This window comes from Amycolatopsis tolypomycina (genome assembly GCF_900105945.1).
In the GTDB taxonomy this organism is placed as follows: Bacteria; Actinomycetota; Actinomycetes; order Mycobacteriales; family Pseudonocardiaceae; genus Amycolatopsis; species Amycolatopsis tolypomycina.
In genome coordinates, this window is the sequence record NZ_FNSO01000004.1 from 7,860,235 (window position 1) to 7,876,039 (window position 15,805).

14 protein-coding genes are annotated in these 15,805 nt (G+C 72.1%); 10 read left to right on the forward strand and 4 right to left on the reverse strand.

From position 1 onward, the window contains the following. The first annotated feature begins 5 nt into the window (after nt 1–5). Both BLW76_RS45965 and BLW76_RS45970 read left to right on the forward strand, forming a co-directional pair. Nucleotides 6–881, forward strand: coding sequence for an HhH-GPD family protein (locus tag BLW76_RS45965; protein WP_091318827.1), 876 nt, complete (start codon nt 6–8; stop codon nt 879–881). Between the two features lie 63 nt (nt 882–944). After that, complete coding sequence (locus tag BLW76_RS45970; RefSeq protein WP_091318829.1) at nt 945–1,901, forward strand: peptidoglycan recognition protein family protein; 957 nt, start codon at nt 945–947, stop codon at nt 1,899–1,901. A gap of 85 nt (nt 1,902–1,986) precedes the next feature. Here BLW76_RS45970 and BLW76_RS45975 read toward each other — a convergent pair whose 3' ends face one another. Further along, on the reverse strand, nt 1,987–2,733 hold the full coding sequence (locus BLW76_RS45975) for an alpha/beta fold hydrolase (RefSeq protein ID WP_091318830.1): 747 nt from the start codon (nt 2,731–2,733) through the stop codon (nt 1,987–1,989). Between the two features lie 75 nt (nt 2,734–2,808). Here BLW76_RS45975 and BLW76_RS45980 point away from each other — a divergent pair, with 75 nt between their 5' ends. The 3 genes from BLW76_RS45980 to BLW76_RS45990 are packed head-to-tail and all read left to right on the forward strand — an operon-like array spanning nt 2,809 to nt 5,348. Beyond that, complete coding sequence (locus BLW76_RS45980) at nt 2,809–4,218, forward strand: M1 family metallopeptidase (protein WP_167384949.1); 1,410 nt, start codon at nt 2,809–2,811, stop codon at nt 4,216–4,218. 31 nt (nt 4,219–4,249) lie between these two features. After that, nucleotides 4,250–4,561, forward strand: coding sequence for an antibiotic biosynthesis monooxygenase family protein (locus BLW76_RS45985; RefSeq protein ID WP_091318834.1), 312 nt, complete (start codon nt 4,250–4,252; stop codon nt 4,559–4,561). Beyond that, a complete protein-coding gene (locus BLW76_RS45990; protein WP_091318836.1) occupies nt 4,554–5,348 on the forward strand; it encodes an SIR2 family NAD-dependent protein deacylase in 795 nt (264 codons plus the stop codon). Before BLW76_RS45985 ends, BLW76_RS45990 begins: the two co-directional genes overlap by 8 nt. On the opposite strand, the gene BLW76_RS45995 is transcribed toward BLW76_RS45990, so the two are convergent. Further along, entirely contained in the window at nt 5,349–6,365 is a 1,017-nt protein-coding gene (locus tag BLW76_RS45995) for an endonuclease/exonuclease/phosphatase family protein (protein WP_091318838.1), read from the reverse strand. Between the two features lie 105 nt (nt 6,366–6,470). On the opposite strand from BLW76_RS45995, the gene BLW76_RS46000 reads away from it, so the two are divergent. Then, nucleotides 6,471–7,448 (forward strand): ATP-binding cassette domain-containing protein, encoded by a 978-nt coding sequence (locus BLW76_RS46000; protein WP_091318840.1) that lies wholly within the window; start codon nt 6,471–6,473, stop codon nt 7,446–7,448. Further along, nucleotides 7,445–8,251, forward strand: coding sequence for an ABC transporter permease (locus BLW76_RS46005; RefSeq protein ID WP_091318841.1), 807 nt, complete (start codon nt 7,445–7,447; stop codon nt 8,249–8,251). The genes BLW76_RS46000 and BLW76_RS46005 overlap by 4 nt, the downstream gene beginning before the upstream one ends. A gap of 79 nt (nt 8,252–8,330) precedes the next feature. Here the strand turns inward: BLW76_RS46005 and BLW76_RS46010 are convergent, their stop codons facing one another. Further along, nucleotides 8,331–11,498, reverse strand: a complete 3,168-nt coding sequence (locus BLW76_RS46010; RefSeq protein WP_091318843.1) for an AfsR/SARP family transcriptional regulator — start codon at nt 11,496–11,498, stop codon at nt 8,331–8,333. Between the two features lie 168 nt (nt 11,499–11,666). Between BLW76_RS46010 and BLW76_RS46015 the strand changes: the two genes are divergently transcribed. From BLW76_RS46015 to BLW76_RS46025, 3 genes are all read left to right on the forward strand, one after another. Continuing rightward, on the forward strand, nt 11,667–13,094 hold the full coding sequence (locus BLW76_RS46015) for a M1 family metallopeptidase (RefSeq protein WP_091318845.1): 1,428 nt from the start codon (nt 11,667–11,669) through the stop codon (nt 13,092–13,094). A 64-nt stretch (nt 13,095–13,158) separates the two neighbouring features. Further along, a complete protein-coding gene (pcp, locus tag BLW76_RS46020; protein WP_091318846.1) occupies nt 13,159–13,800 on the forward strand; it encodes a pyroglutamyl-peptidase I in 642 nt (213 codons plus the stop codon). A 125-nt stretch (nt 13,801–13,925) separates the two neighbouring features. Further along, on the forward strand, nt 13,926–14,819 hold the full coding sequence (locus BLW76_RS46025) for an IS982 family transposase (protein ID WP_091318848.1): 894 nt from the start codon (nt 13,926–13,928) through the stop codon (nt 14,817–14,819). 174 nt (nt 14,820–14,993) lie between these two features. Here the strand turns inward: BLW76_RS46025 and BLW76_RS46030 are convergent, their stop codons facing one another. Beyond that, on the reverse strand, nt 14,994–15,656 hold the full coding sequence (locus BLW76_RS46030; RefSeq protein ID WP_244170634.1) for an Ig-like domain-containing protein: 663 nt from the start codon (nt 15,654–15,656) through the stop codon (nt 14,994–14,996). Between the last annotated feature and the right edge of the window lie 149 nt (nt 15,657–15,805).

Here is a 15,805-nt window from a genome sequence, read left to right on the forward strand (position 1 = left end):
CCGGCGTGGCTGTGGACGCTGACGTACTGCTCGACTGGTTTTCCGCACACGGCCGGGATCTGCCGTGGCGCTCGCCGGATTGCACGGCCTGGGGCGTGCTGGTCAGCGAAATCATGCTCCAGCAGACCCCGGTGGTCCGGGTTCAGCCGATCTGGCACGAGTGGATGGCGCGCTGGCCGGTGCCGTCGGCGCTGGCCGCGTCGGCCCAGGGCGAGGTCGTGCGGGCCTGGGGGAAGCTCGGCTACCCGCGCCGGGCCCTGCGGCTCCACGAGGCCGCCGGGGTCATCGCGAAGGAGCACGGCGACGTCGTTCCGTCCGATGTGGACACTCTGCTGGCGCTGCCCGGGATCGGCGCCTACACCGCGCGGGCCGTCGCCGCGTTCGCCTACGGGCGGCGGGCGCCGGTCGTCGACACGAACGTCCGGCGGGTCGTCGCGCGGGCGGTGCACGGGGCCGGCGACGCCGGGCCCGCGTCCAACACCCGGGACATGAACGACGTCGAGGCGCTGCTGCCTGCCGAAGATGCACCCGCGGCGAAGTTCTCCGCCGCGATCATGGAGCTCGGCGCGCTGATCTGCACCGCGCGGGCCCCGAAGTGCGCGGACTGCCCGATCCACGACGAATGCGCGTGGCAGCTCGCCGGCCGGCCGGAGTACACCGGCCCGGCCAAGCCGGTGCAGCGGTACGCGGGCACCGACCGGTACGTCCGCGGCCGGCTGCTCGACGTGCTGCGCGGCAGCGAAGGCCCGGTCGAGAAGGCCAAGCTCGACCTCGTCTGGCACGACGGCGGCCAGCGCGACCGCTGCCTGGACTCCCTGCTCGTCGACGGCCTCCTGGAACAGACCCGCGACGGCCTCTTCGCCCTGCCAGGTGAACACTAACGCGCTACAACCAAAGTTGGTCAATAGTTGTCATTGGCGCGGTGCGGAGTTACCGTTTTCCGCATGGTCACTGTTGACCGCCGGACCCTGCTGAAGGCAGGGGTGACCGCGTCCGCGGCCGGCGCACTGGGGATGACGACCACGGGGACGGCCGGCGCGGCCGTGCCGGTACCGACGATCCACCCGACGGCCGACTGGGGCGCCCGGCCCGCCACCGGCACCATCGTGGTGGAGAACCACAAGCCGACCTACATCGTCGTGCACCACGCGGTCGACCCGCCGATGAACGACGACTTCTCCCTGGCGCGCGCCTACTACGTCTCCCGGTTCATCCAGAACCTGCACATGGACAAGAACGGCTGGCTCGACAGCGGCCAGCAGTTCACGAACAGCCGCGGCGGGTACATCACCGAAGGCCGCCACCGCAGCCTGGAGATCCTGCGCGGCGGCACCCGGCACGTGCAGGGCGCCAACGTCGGCGGCCACAACAGCGAGGTCATCGGCATCGAGAACGAGGGCCTCTACAGCACGGTGGACGTGCCGCCCGCCCTGTGGAACTCGCTGGTCTCGCTCGTCGCCTACATCGCGAGCCAGTACGGCATCGCGCCGGAGTTCATCAAGGGCCACCGCGACTTCAACTCGACCGAGTGCCCCGGCCAGGTGCTCTACAACCGGCTGCCGGACCTGCGGACGGCCGTCGGGCGCGTGCTCGGCGTCGCGGTGGCGCGTGCGGAGGCCGAGTGGCCGCTGCTCAAGCCGGGCGACACGGGCCGGCAGGTGCAGCTCGCGCAGCAGTTCCTGCGTGCGTCCGGCTTCGGGGTGCCGACGGACGGCGTCTTCGGGAAGTCCACAAAGGACGCCGTGGCCGCGTTGTCCGCTCAGGCGGGCTTGGCCCGCGACACGTGCACCGCGGCGAAGGCCGCGGACGAGACGGGCTTCCTCGGCGCGGACGTCTGGCCGCTGATCGTCCCGGCCGACCGCTCGGCAGCGGCCTGGCGAGCGGACCTGGCCCGAGCCTGAAGGGTCACTTTCACGTGAAAGTGACCGGCGAGGTGGTCGGTGCGCCGAGCTCAACGGCGCGCGCGGTGCACCGTCCTTCTCGCCGTCAGCGGTTCAGGACCTGGCTGAGGAAGGCCTCGACGGCACCCCGGTAGATCTCCGGGGCCTCGTCGTGGGGCAGGTGGGCCGAGCCCGGCACCACCAGGTGTTTCGCGCCGTCGACCCGGTCGGCGACGAGCGCCTGCTGGCCGGGCGGCATGGCCGTGTGCTCGCCCTCGACCAGCAGCAGCGGGCAGCGGATCGCGGCGACGACGTCCCAGTAGTCCCGGCGGCCCCATTCGGCGGCGATGCCGTACAGGTCCTCGAGGTCCGCGACCAGGTGAAAGCCGTCGGCACGCTCCTCGACGCAGTCCGCGAAGTACTCGCCCGCGTCGCCGAAGAACTCGCGGACGTGGTCGAGCGAGGCGAACGGCACCGGCCAGCTCTCGAAGTACCCGCGCCAGGTCTCGACGGTCCGGCCGCGCTGGTCCGGCGCGAAGTCCTCCGACACGACCGCGCGCACCAGCTCCGGGTGCCGCGCCGCCGTCGCCCAGGCGTGCAGGCCGCCCATCGAATGCCCGATGAGCACGGCCGGCCCGGCGTCGAGGGTCTCGAGCGCCTCGGCGACGTCGTCGGCGAAGCGCTCGGTCGTCCACGGGCCGACGCGCGGGGCGTTGCCGTGGCCGCGCGCGTCGAGGCCGTACACCGCGCCGTAGGGCCGGAGCCACTGGGCGACCCGCCACCACGTCCGCGCGCGGCCCATCAGGCCGTGGAGCAGAACGATCGGCACGCCGCTGCCGCCGAAACAGAGCACGCGGCCACCTAACCACAAAACCGCTGGTGCGGAACGTGACCGAACGATCGCTTTCCATCACCTATGGTGGTGGGCATGCGCCGCCGACTGACCGCACTGGCCGTCTGCGCCGCGGTGGTCCTCGCCGTGGCGTGCGGCGGCGACGCCGTCACGGCGGCACCCCCGCCGCCGCCCATGCACCCCGTGCCGGGCGCGTCCGGCGCCGGAGATCCCTACTACCCGGACGACGGCAACGGCGGTTACGACGCTCTCGGCTACCAGGTCGACGTCAAGTACGACCCGCCGAGCGGGCACCTCGACGGCGACACCACGGTGACCGCGAAAGCCACCCAGGACCTCAGCCGCTTCGACCTCGACCTGCGCGGGCTGGACGTGCACGGCGTCGAGGTCGACGGCAAGCCGGCGCACTTCACCCGCGAGAAGGCGTTCGAGCTGGTCATCACGCCACCGGCCCCGATCCGGGCCGGGACGACGTTCCGCACGCGCGTGAAGTACGGCGGCGACCCGGCGAAGACCCCGCACGAGGGCGGCAGCGAGAACGGCTGGCGCCACTCGGCCGACGGCGGCGCGTACGTGGTCGGCGAGCCGCACTCGGCGGCGTTCTGGTACCCGGTGAACGAGACCCCGCGCGACAAGGCGACCTTCACGCTCACCGCGCACGTCCCGCCGGGCTGGACGGTGGTTTCGAACGGCCGCGAAGGCCCGCCGGGCACCTGGACCGACCCCAACCCGGTGGCGAGCTACCTGACGACGATCGCGATCGGCAAGTTCACGGTCGACAAGTCGGCTTTGCCCGACGGCACCCCGGTGGTCTCGGCGTACGCCCCGGGCACCGAGGCCCGCCGCGCGATCGGCGACCGCCTGCCGGAGGTGCTCGGCTTCCTGAGCGGCAAGTTCGGCCCGTACCCGCAGTCGGCGGCGGGCGGGATCTTCCTGAACGAGGACGTGCCGTTTTCGCTGGAGACGCAGACCCGGCCGACGTACGCGAAGTGGGCCGACCTGCCGACGCTGGTGCACGAGAGCGCCCACCAGTGGTTCGGCGACTCGGTGTCGGTCCGCAACTGGTCCGACATCTGCCTGAACGAGTGCTTCGCGTCGTATTCGCAGTGGCTGTGGGCCGAGCGCGAGGGCCAGAACCTCGACGACCGCTACCGCGCGGCGATCGAGATCACCCGCGGCAGCACGGACTTCTGGGCGCAGAAGCTCGTCGACATGGGCCAGGGCCACGAGTTCGAAGGCGTCTACAACAAGGGCATCCTGGCCCTGCACGCCCTGCGCCGCGAGATCGGCGACCCGGCGTTCGGCAAGCTGCTGCGCGAGTGGCCGACGCGGTTCCGCCACGGCAACGCGACCTGGCCGGACTTCGAGGCGATGGTGACGCGGATCAGCGGCGGCAAGGACCTGCGGGCGTTCTTCGACACGTGGTTCCGGGGGACGAAGCTGCCCGCGGACGCCGACCTGTTCCCCGGCTCACTGCGCAGCTGAAGCCCGCCCGCGGCCAACTAGGGTGGACGTCATGAGTGTCGTGAAGATCAACGCGATCGAGGTCCCCGAGGGCGCCGGCCCCGAGCTGGAGAAGCGGTTCGCCGCGCGCATGCACTCCGTCGACGAGCAGCCGGGCTTCCTCGGCTTCGAGCTGCTGCGGCCGGTGTCCGGCGAGACGCGCTACTTCGTCTACACGAAGTGGGAGTCCGAGGAGCACTACCAGGCGTGGGCGAAGGGCGGCCCGGCCGCGGCGGCGCACTCGGGCGAGCGCGCCAAGCCGGTGTCCACCGGTGCGAACCTGCTGGAGTTCGAGGTCGTCCTCGGTTCGCAGCCGGGTGAATGAAGCCGTTGAGCTCCTGGACGGCGCCGGCGCGCTCCTGATCTGCGCCGGCGCCGGCATGGGCGTCGACTCCGGGCTGCCGGACTTCCGCGGCGGCGAAGGCTTCTGGCGCGCGTACCCGCCGTACGCCCGGCTCGGGCTGCGGTTCGAGGAGCTCGCCGACCCGCGGCACTTCGCCGAAGACCCCGAGCTGGCCTGGGGTTTCTACGGGCACCGGCTTTCGCTGTACCGCCGGACGGTCCCGCACGACGGCTTCCGGCTGCTGCTCTCGCTGGGCGCACGCCTGCCCGGCGGCGTCCGCGTGTTCACCTCCAATGTGGACGGACAGTTCCAGAAAGCGGGCTTCGAGTTCGTCGCCGAAGCGCACGGCTCGATCCACCACCTGCAGTGCCTCGGCGGCTGCACGGACGACATCTGGCCCGCCGACATGGACGTCGTCGTCGACGAGGAGACCATGCGTGCGGTGCCGCCGCTGCCGTCGTGCCCCCGGTGCGGCGGCCTCGCTCGTCCCAACATCCTGATGTTCGGCGACGTCTCGTGGGTGCCGGACCGCAGCCAGGCCCAGCTCGACGAGCTGACGGCGTGGCGCCGGACGGCCCGCGACCTCGTGGTGGTCGAACTGGGCGCGGGCCAGGCGGTCCCGACGGTCCGCCGCTACAGCGAACTGGCCAGCGCGGCGACGGGCGCGTTGATCCGCATCAACCCACGGGAGCCGCAGATCCGCCACGGCCGCGGCGTCTCGATCGCGGCCGGCGCGCTGGAGACGCTGAAGCAGCTGCTGCCGCGCTGATCACGGCAACCGCACCTCGGCGAACACCGCCCGGTGATCACTTCCGGCGACGTCGAACACCCGGTAGTCCAGCACCGCCGCGCGGTTGTCGACCGCCACGTGGTCGATCGTCACCACCGGCATGGACGACGGCCACGTCGGGGCCAGCCCCTCGCCGCGCTCCTCCGCCGCGTCGCGGTAGCCGCGGGCCAGGATCGTGCGGTACGCCGCGTGGTCGAGCGTGGCGTTGAAGTCGCCGGCCATGATGCGCAGGCCGTGCTCGCCCGCCGGGCGGGACAGGTCCTTGATCTCGCGCTCCCACTGCGGCGTGTCGACGTCCGGGGAGATCGGGTGGACGGCCACGATCTCCGCCACCACGCCGTCACCGAGGTCGGCCTCCGCGCCCGGCTGCTTGGCCGCCGAGTCGCCGGTCAGGTCGACCTCCTTCAGCGGGAAGCGCGACGCGATCCCCGAGCCGAACGCGCCGGGCGCCGGGTGCAGCACCCGGTGCGGCAGCACGTCGAACAGCCCGGCCGCGGTCAGCCGATCGACCGCGGACGGCGTCAGCTCGACCAGGTTCAGCACGTCGATCCGCTGCTCGCGCACCAGGTCGACGACGGCTTTCGCGTCCGCCTGGCCGTAAAGCAGGTTCGAGGCGAGGACGCGGAGCGTCTTGCCGCTCACCGCGCGTTGCTCGCCCGCCGACACGCGCGGGAGCACGACGAGGGCCAGCGCGAGCGCCAGCACCAGCGCGACCCCACCGGTCCACCACCGCCGCAAGGCCAGCGCGAGGCCGCCGACGAGCACACCCGCCGCCGCCGCGTACGGCGTCAGCGACAGCGCGACCAGCGTGTACCAGCCGCCGTCGTAGCCGAGCAGGCGCACCGCCGCCAGCATCGCCAGTGGCACGACCGGCAGGATCACCAGGCCGGTGACCAGCGGGTTCCTGCGCCGGGACCGCGTCTCTTCCGCAACCACCATGCTGCCGAGTATGCCGAGACCGACGACCCGCGGGCCCGGCCGCGACAACTCCTCCACAAGATCTCCACCAGCGCCTGTCAGGGCGTACCAGCGCGCTGTGCGCGCCCTGCCAGCGCCGCCGTCCACTGTGATCCACAGAAGCGACAGAGAAGGAGGACGCCCATGTCGCACGCAATCCAGGCCGAGGGCCTGGTCAAACGGTTCGGGGAGACCAAGGCGCTGGACGGGGTGGACCTCGAGGTCCCGTTCGGCCAGGTCGTCGGCGTGCTCGGGCCGAACGGCGCCGGCAAGACGACCGCCGTCCGGATCCTGGCGACCCTGATGAAACCCGACGCCGGCAGAGCCACGGTCGGCGGCTACGACGTCGTCACCGACCCGGTCCGGGTCCGCAGCCTGATCGGGCTGACCGGGCAGTACGCGTCGGTCGACGAGGACCTGAACGGCATCGAGAACCTCGTCCTGATCGGCCGGCTGTACGGCTACTCCCGGGCCGCCGCCAAGACGCGCGCCACCGAGCTGATCGAGCGGTTCGAGCTGACGAAGGCGGCCAAGCGGCCGATCCGGACCTACTCGGGCGGCATGCGGCGGCGGCTCGACCTGGCCGCCAGCCTCGTCGGCCGGCCCGAGGTGCTCTACCTCGACGAGCCGACCACCGGGCTCGACCCGCACGCCCGCAACGAGGTCTGGGACGTCGTCCGCGGCCTGGTCGCCGAGGGCGCGACGGTGCTGCTGACCACGCAGTACCTGGAGGAAGCCGACCAGCTGGCCGACAAGATCACCGTGTTCGACCACGGCCGCGTCGTCGCCGACGGCCGCGCCGACGAGCTCAAGCGCCGCGTCGGCGGGCAGACGCTGCAGGTCCGGCCGACCCAGCTGTCCGACATGGACGCCGTCAACCGGATCCTCGGCGACCTCTCGGGGGTCCGGCCGACCCGCGACGACGCGACCGGCCTGCTCACCGCGCCGGTCAACGACCCGGTGCTGCTGTCCACGCTGGTCCGGAAGCTGGACGAAGCCGGGATCACCGCCGACGAGCTGGCGCTGCGGCTGCCCAGCCTCGACGAGGTGTTCCTCGCTCTCACCGGGCACACCGCCGAAACGTCCACCGAGAACAAGACCCTCGAAGGGAGCCTGGCATGACGACGCTGGCGCTCGACCGCCCGGCCCCGCCGCGGCACATCAGCCCCGGCAAGGGGTTCCAGCACGCGCTTTCGCTGGCCTGGCGCGGCATCCTGAAGATCCGCAAGAACCCCGAACAGCTCGCCGACGTCACCCTGATGCCGATCATCTTCCTGGTGATCTTCGTCTACCTGTTCGGCGGCGCGCTGTCCGGCTCGACCGACGCCTACCTGCAGATGGTCGTGCCCGGCATCATCGTGATGAACATCCTGCAGGCCTGCCTGACCGTCGGGGTGCAGCTCAACACCGACGTCACCAAGGGCGTGTTCGACCGGTTCCGCAGCATGCCGATCGCCCGCTCGGCACCGCTGATCGGCGCGGTGCTCGCCGACGTCGTGCGGTACGTCGTCTGCCTCGCGGTGCTGATGGTCGTGGCGACGATCATGGGCTACCGGATCGCGACCACGCCCGGCGAGTTCGCCGTGGCGATCCTGCTCGCGCTGGCGTTCGGGCTGAGCTTCTGCTGGGGCTCGGTGTTCGTCGGCATGCTGATGAAGACGCCGGGCTCGGCGCAGGCGCTGATGTTCGTCTTCATCATGCCGCTGACCTTCGGCAGCAACGTGTTCGTGCAGACGTCCACCATGCCGGGCTGGCTGCGGGCGTGGGCGGACATCAGCCCGGTCAGCCTGATGGCGAACGCGCTGCGCGGCCTGATGAACGGCGGGCCGGTCGCCGGTCCGCTGGCCGGCGCGCTGGCCTGGATGGCAGGCGCGGTGATCGTTTTCTTCCCGCTGGCCACCTGGGCCTACCGCCGGCGGGTCTGAGAGGCGCCGGCTTACGGGGGTGAGCCGCGCCGTGCCATGAACGACTCTTTCATGACGTCGGACGTCATGAAAGAGTCGTTCATGGCGTCGAGCCGACCTCGTCCAGAAGCCAGGCGATGGTGTCCTGTTTGGACGTTGCACGAACCGCTTCGTAGCGCGAGTCGTAGTCCGGGAGGGCCGCGCGCAGCTCGTCGATGAGCGCCCGCAGCTCGGGACTGCCCCGGTCGAGCCGCCCGCGGATGACGGCGGACGCGGCGAGCAGCCGGGCCGCCGTCTCCGGACGCCCCTGCCGCTGCCGGATCATCGCCAGCAGCTCCACCGCCCCGGCCATGTCCGGCATGTCACCGCGCCCGCTGGTCGCCCGGATCGCGATGGCCGCGTGCCGCTCCGCCGCGTCGGCGTCCCCCTGGGCCAGCAGGATCCGCGCCTCGAACGCGTGGATGAACTCGTCGCCGATCCCGCCGGGGAACCAGTCGTCGCCGCCCATCGCGGCGACGCGGTCGAGCAGCGCCCGCGCTTCAGCCAGCCGGCCGGTGCGCAGCAACAGCTCGAGCCGCCCGAACATCAGGATGGCCCGGTGCTGCAGGTTCGTGATGCCTTCGCCGTAGCGCTCCGCGGCTTCCTGGTCGCGCCAGGCGCCTTCGAAGTCGCCGGAGCGCGCCCGCTCGACGGCCAGCCGCCACCAGTGCTGCACGGCGTCCTCATAGGACCGCAGCTCGATCGACAACGCCAGCCCCTGCTGGTAGATCTCGATGGCCTTGGCGCTGTCACCGTTCTGCGAAAGCGCGTAGGCCTGGAAGCTCAACGTCATCGCGATGCCCCAGCGGTCGCCCACCGCCTCGAACCCGGCGTGGGCCAGCTCGCGCGCCCGGTCCGCGCCCGCGACGTCGCCCACGTCGTCGAGCAGGAAGCTCTCCACCCAGTGCCCGCCGGCGCGGGTCCAGGTGTCGTCGCTGTGCTCCGCCCGCCGCACCTCCCGGACGGCGACCTCGCGATCACCGCCGAGGAAGGCCAGCATCGGCAGCGCCACCGCGAGCCCGGGGTACCGCAGCACCGCCCCGGTGCGGACGCACTCGTCGACCAGCCGGAGGATTTCGTCCCGGTTCGCGCGGGCCGGGACGTCGTCCATGAGGTAGACGAGCGCCCGGTAGGCGGCCGACACCGTGGGCGGCAGCCGGTCGCCGAACGCGAGGGTCTCGTGGATCAGCCCGCCGGCCCGGCCGCCCTGGCCGAGAATGGTCAGGTACCACAGCATCCCGTCCAGTAGCTCGACGGCGTTGTCCACATCGGACATCTCGATCGCGCCGCGCAGGGCCGCGACCATGTTCGCGCTCTCGGTCTCGTACCGGTCGATCGCCCGCAGCTGCCCGGCGGTGCGCAGCAACGGGTCCAGCCGCTGCGCGAGTTCGCCGTAGTACGCGGCCATCGCCCGGCGCACCCGGTCGTGCTCGCCCGACTCCACGAGCCGCTCGGTGGCGTAGGCCCGCAGCGTCTCGAGCATCCGGTAGCGCGGCTCGCCACCGGTGTCGACCCGGTCGACGATGGACTTCTCGACCAGGCTGCCGAGCACGTACGGCACGTCCGCGGCGGGGAGCAGGCCGTCGGCGCAGACGGCTTCGACCGCTTCCAGCTCCGCGCCGCCGGCGAACACCGCCAGCCGCCTGGCCAGCACCAGCTCGGGCTCGGCCAGCAGGTCCCAGCTCCACTCGACGACCGCGCGCAGCGTCCGCTGCCGCGGCAGCGCCGTCCGGCTGCCCGAGGTGAGCAGCCGGAACCGGTCGCCGAGCCGTCCGGCGATCTGGGCCACGGTCATCGACCGCAGCCGGGCCGCGGCCAGCTCCAGGGCGAGCGGCATCCCGTCCAGCCGGCGGCAGATCTCCCCGACGTGGTCCACAGTGGACTCGTCGAGCACGAAGTCGGGGCGGACCGCGGCGGCCCGGTCGAGGAACAGCCGCGTCGAGTCCAGTTCGGCGGCCTCCGCGGGCGCGGCGCGTTCCGCGGGCACCGGCAGCGGGCCGAGCGGGCAGAGCGCCTCGCCGATGATGGCCAGCGGCTCGCGGCTGGTGGCCAGGATCCGCAGCCGCGGCGCCCGGTGCAGCAGGGCGTCGGCCAGCCGCGCGGCGGCGTCGACGACGTGCTCGCAGTTGTCCAGCACCAGCAGGGCCTCGTCGCCGCCGAGCACCTCGACGGCCTGCGCCACCGGATCCGGCGGCCGGCGGTGGACCTCGGTCTCGGCGCGGATTTCGCGGACCTCGAGCGCGCCCAGCAGCGCCCCGGTGACGTCGCCGGGGTCGCGGACGCCGGCCAGCGCGACGAACCAGACCCGGCCGCGCTGGTGCGCGGGGTGCCGCGACGCCGCCTCGGTGGCCAGCCGGGTCTTGCCCGCCCCGCCCGGCCCGGTCAGCGTGACCAGCCGGGCGCCGCCGAGCAGCTCGGCCAGCAGCTTGAGCTCGTCGTCGCGGCCGACGAACGTGGTCAGCCGGGTCGGCAGCCGGTCGGCCACCGGTGGCGGCGGCGCGAACTCGCCGCGCAGCGCGGCGAGGTGGACCTCCTGCAGCTCGGCGGAGGGGTCGACGCCGAGCTGGTCGGCCAGGGTGCGGCGGATCCCGGCGTAGACGGTCAGCGCCTCCGACTGCCGCCCGGCCGCGCACAGCGCGCGGATCCGCAGCCCGGCGAGCCGTTCGCGCAGCGGGTCGGCCTCGGCCGCCGCGGTCAGGTCGGCCAGCACCCCGGCGTGCTCGCCCAGCCGGATCAGGGCTTCGAACCGGTCCTCGGCGGCCTCGGCCCGCAGGTCGGCGAACCGCCGGGCGGGCGACGGCGCGAAGGGCGCGTCGAGGACGTCGGCCAGCGCGGCACCCTGCCACAGCGCGAGGGCCTCGGTGAGCAGGTCGGCGGCCCGGGCGTCCCGGCCGGCGGCCAGCTCCCGGCGGCCCTCGGCGGCGAGCCGTTCGAAGCGTTCGGCGTCGACGTCACCGGGTTCCACCACGAGCCGGTAGCCACCCGGCCCGGATTCGACGGCCACCGGCAAGGCCTTCCGCAGCCGCGAGACCAGCGACTGCAGGGCGTTGGCGGCGTCGGCGGGTGGTTCGGCGCCCCAGAGCCCGTCGACGAGCGCGTCGGCCGGGACCGCCCGCCCGGCGTCCAGCGCGAGCCTGGCCAGGAGCATGCGGAGGCGGGCACCGCCGATGTCGATCGGCGTGCCGTCGTCTTCCGCCACCCGGAGCGGCCCCAGCAGCGCAACGCGCATGCGTCCAGCTTTCCAGACGCACGCGCGGCGCCGGGGCGGGCCGACGGAAGTGCTGATTATCCGGACAAACCAGACACAGATCGCAGGTTCACCCGTTCGTGGCGATACGTTGCCGAAGGGCACTTTCACGTAAAAGTGCCCCGCCCATCCAGACGGACAGGAGCGTTCATGAGGGGACAGAAGCCGGTCGTGGTGGCGGCCGCGGTGCTCGCCAGTCTGTGCCTGGGCACCGGTGTCGCCGCGGCGGGCGACGGCTGGGGCTCGCCGAAGCCCGGCAGCGACGGCGCCGGGGACAGCTACTACCCGCAGGACGGCAACGGCGGCTACGACGTCGCCGACTACCACCTCAAGGTCACCTACGACCCGGCGACGCACCAGCTCACCGGGAACCAGGACATCACCGCACGGGCGACCCAGTCGCTCAGCTCGTTCAACCTGGACCTGCACGGGCTGACCGTCGACTCGGTCAAGGTCGACGGCCGCGACGCGGCGTTCGGCCGGACCGGCGACCACGAGCTGGTCATCACACCCTCGCGTGCGCTGCGGCGGGGCCGGCCCTTCACGGTCAAGATCGCCTACCACGGCGTGCCCGCGCCGATCGACGACCCGGCGCTCGGCAACAGCGGCTGGCAGTACGCCAAGGCGGGCGGCGCGTTCGTCGCCGGCGAGCCGAAGTCGGCCACCACCTGGTACCCGGTCAACGACACCCCGCTCGACAAGGCCACGTTCCACCTCGCGATCACCGTGCCCGACGAGTGGGGCGTGATCGCCAACGGCCGCGAGAAGCCCTCGGTCAAGGTGCCCGGCGGCACCACGCACGTCTGGGCCGAAGAGACGCCGATCGTGCCGTACATGACGACGGTCGCGATCGACAAGTGGACGTTCGACCGGCAGCAGCGGAAGGACGGGACGCCGATCGTCAGCGCGTTCGCCCCGGGCGTGCCCGACTCGACGAAGCAGGCCGAGGCGCGGCTGCCGGAGATCCTCGACTTCCTCGAGTCGAAGTTCGGCCCGTACCCGATCGACGCGGCGGGCGGCATCTTCCTCAACGAGCAGATCGGCTTCTCGCTGGAGACGATGAGCCGGCCGATCTACTCGGCGGGCTGGGCGGGCACGGTCCCGACGATCGTCCACGAGAACGCCCACCAGTGGTACGGCGACTCGGTGGCGGTCGCGCACTGGCGCGACGTCTGTCTCAACGAGTGCTTCGCCTCCTACGCCACCTGGCTGTGGGACGAGGCGAAGGAAGGCGTCGACCTGAACGCGATGTACGCCAACGACGTCAACACCGCGCCGGCGCGGCTCTGGAACGGCAAGCTCTACGACATGGGCCAGGGCAACGAGTTCACGTACGTGTACTCGAAGGGTCCGATGATGCTGCACGCGCTGCGCAACTACATCGGCGAGCGGGCCTTCTCCTGGGTCCTGAAGACCTGGCCGTCGCTGCACCGCGACGGGAACGCGAGCCTGCCGGAGTTCCAGCGGTACACCGAGTTCGCCGCGCACCGGAGCCTCAAGGGCTTCTTCGACGCGTGGGTGTACGGCACGGGCAAGCCGGCCGACGAGTTCCTGTTCCCGGGAGGGCTGAAGCACTGACGGCAGTCGTCGAGGCCACCCCGCGGACGTAGGGTGGCCTCGACGACTTCGTGGGGAGGACGACATGGCCAGGGTGCTGATGACGGGGTTCGCGCCCTTCGGCGGCGAGTCGGTCAACCCGTCGTGGCAGGCGGTTTCGCTGGTGGCCGCCCGACGGCCCGACGTCGCGGCGGTGGAGCTGCCCTGCGAGTTCGAGGCGTCGCTGCCCGCACTGCGGCAGGCTTTCGCGGCGCACCGGCCGTCGCTGGTGATCTGCGCCGGCCAGGCGGGCGGCCGGGCGGAGGTCACCCCGGAACGGGTGGCGATCAACCTGATCGACGCCCGCATCCCGGACAACGCGGGCGCGCAGCCGGTGGACACCCCGGTGGTCCCGGACGGCCCGGCAGCCTACTTCACGACGCTGCCGGTGAAGGCGTGCGTGGCGGCGATCCGCGCGGCGGGCGTGCCGGCCTCGGTGTCCCACACGGCCGGGACGTACGTGTGCAACCAGGTGTTCTACGGCCTGATGCACCTGCTGGCCACGGAGTGCCCCGGCGTCCGCGGCGGGTTCGTGCACGTCCCGTTCAGCCCCGAGCAGGTCGCGGCGGCGGGCAAGAGCGAGGCGTCGCTGGGCGTGGACCGGGTCGCGCTCGCACTGGAAACATTGGCGGACACGGCGTTGCGGGTCACGGAGGACCTGGCGGTGAGCGCGGGCGCGGAGCATTGACGAGCGACCGGACGCCTGGGCGAGACCGGGCGCGGCTTCCGGGGCGCGAATGACCCGAGCTAGACGAGTAATGCGTAAGTCTGGGTGGTGGCTGGAGATGGGCGAAGGGTGTTCAAGATCGGTTTGTGACGACAGACCTGAACACCCTTCTCACCGCACTCTACGTCAAGATCGACGACCACCTCGCCGGCAGGCGGCGGGTGGGCAGGCCGCCGAAGCTGACCGACGCGGAGCTGGTGACCTTGGCCGTGGCCCAGGCGTTGCTGGGGTTCACCTCCGAGGCCCGCTGGCTGCGGTTCCTGCCCGCCCGGATGCCCGGCGCGTTCCGCTATCTGCCTGGCCAGTCCGGCTACAACCGTCGGCTGCGTGCCGCGTTGCCGCTGGTCAAGCAGGTCATGCGCTGGCTGGCGGCGGACACCGACCTGTGGACCGACACCACCTGGATCGTGGACTCCACCCCGGTCGAATGCGGTCGCTCCCGACCCACGGTCCAGCGTTCGGAGCTGGCCGGCTGGGCAAAGTATGGCTTCTGCCGCTCCCACTCGCGCTGGTTCTGGGGACTGCGGCTGCATCTGGTCTGCACCCCGGCCGGACTCCCGGTCGCCTGGGCGCTGGCCGACCCGAAGGTCGACGAGCGGCAGGTGCTCATGGCCATCTGCGACCACGAACCCCACCTGCTCACCGAACGTCCGGGGCTGCTGATCATCGCCGACAAGGGCTACGTCTCCGCGGAACTGGACCGCTTCCTGGCCGAGCGCGGGGTCCGGCTGATCCGGCCGTCCTACCGCAACCGCAAGCCGCATCCCGGTGAGCCGCTGCTCAAGTCCATCCGCCAGCTCATCGAGTCGGTCAACGACACCCTCAAGGGCCAGCTGAACCTGGAACAGCACGGTGGACGCACCATCGAAGGCGTCGGAGTCCGCATCGCCCAACGCCTCCTGGCCCTCACCGCCGCCATCTGGCACAACCGCGCCACCGGCCAACCCATCACCCGATCACTGACCGCCTACGACCACTGACCGAGTTACGCATTACTCGTCTAGGCCGGCCCGCGTCCCCAGGATCGAGATGCCCGCCCAATCACGCGAGTCACGCGCCCAATCACGCGAGTTCCGCCTTCAATCACGCGAGTTCCGCCTCCGGTCACGTCTCAGGTGCCGTGGGCGCGTCGAGAATCCCGCCGCCGACGGCCGCTAACCGCCCCGGCCGGTGAGCTCGACGAACGCCGGTGGGCCCGGGACGTTGTGGTGCACCGTCAGGTCCGCGACCCGGTCGCCGCTCCACGCCGGCGTGAACGTCACCACCAGGGTGCAGCGGCGGCCCGGTGCCACCTCCTGGCCCACGCAGCCGCTCGGGTCGACCGCGAAGTCCGTGCCGTCCAGCTCGATCCCGCTCACCCGCACCGCGCTCGCGCCGACGCTGCGGACCGCCACCACGCACGTCGACGTCGTGTGCACCGGGGTCGTCCCGCACGCGACCGACTCCGGGACGATCACCCGCGGCTCCGCGGCCACCGCCGGGACGCCGGGGAACGTGGCCGGGCGGCCGCGGACCAGGTCGAGCACCGTCACGCCCGTCACCGTCAGCACCAGTGCGCCCGTCACCAGGAGCACGATCGCGATCGCCTTGACGCCGCGGGCGCTGCCGTCCTTGGCGGTGAACCCGCCGGCCGCCAGGACCGTGACCACCAGCGTGGAGATCAGCGTCGCGTCCGGGCCGGCCCCGATCGCCGCCGGGACCAGCGTGCCGAGCAGCGACGCGCCGACCGTGACCGCGAATCCCGTCCAGGAGAAGCGTTTTGCCTCACGCAACCGGCGCCGCACGGTCGGCGCCCGAGGCTTCGTCACTGTGCTCATGCTGGTAGGAGCGTCGAGCCCGGCTGCCACGGACGAGATTCCCCCGTTCGGCGGTACGGTGCCCGTTTCGTGATCTGAGGCACACCACCGGCAAACCAGCCTGTCACGCGATCGAACGGTGTTTACATGTCCGGAACGCGCAGTCCGAA

Bases quoted from the DNA above. Each gene is read 5' to 3' on its own strand.
- BLW76_RS45980 (WP_167384949.1), top strand. From the start codon at position 2,809: ATGCGCCGCCGACTGACCGCACTGGCCGTCTGCGCCGCGGTGGTCCTC.
- BLW76_RS45970 (WP_091318829.1), top strand. From the start codon at position 945: ATGGTCACTGTTGACCGCCGGACCCTGCTGAAGGCAGGGGTGACCGCG.
- BLW76_RS46030 (WP_244170634.1), bottom strand. From the start codon at position 15,656: ATGAGCACAGTGACGAAGCCTCGGGCGCCGACCGTGCGGCGCCGGTTG.
- BLW76_RS46005 (WP_091318841.1), top strand. From the start codon at position 7,445: ATGACGACGCTGGCGCTCGACCGCCCGGCCCCGCCGCGGCACATCAGC.
- BLW76_RS46015 (WP_091318845.1), top strand. From the start codon at position 11,667: ATGAGGGGACAGAAGCCGGTCGTGGTGGCGGCCGCGGTGCTCGCCAGT.
- BLW76_RS45985 (WP_091318834.1), top strand. From the start codon at position 4,250: ATGAGTGTCGTGAAGATCAACGCGATCGAGGTCCCCGAGGGCGCCGGC.
- pcp (WP_091318846.1), top strand. From the start codon at position 13,159: ATGGCCAGGGTGCTGATGACGGGGTTCGCGCCCTTCGGCGGCGAGTCG.
- BLW76_RS46010 (WP_091318843.1), bottom strand. From the start codon at position 11,498: ATGCGCGTTGCGCTGCTGGGGCCGCTCCGGGTGGCGGAAGACGACGGC.
- BLW76_RS46000 (WP_091318840.1), top strand. From the start codon at position 6,471: ATGTCGCACGCAATCCAGGCCGAGGGCCTGGTCAAACGGTTCGGGGAG.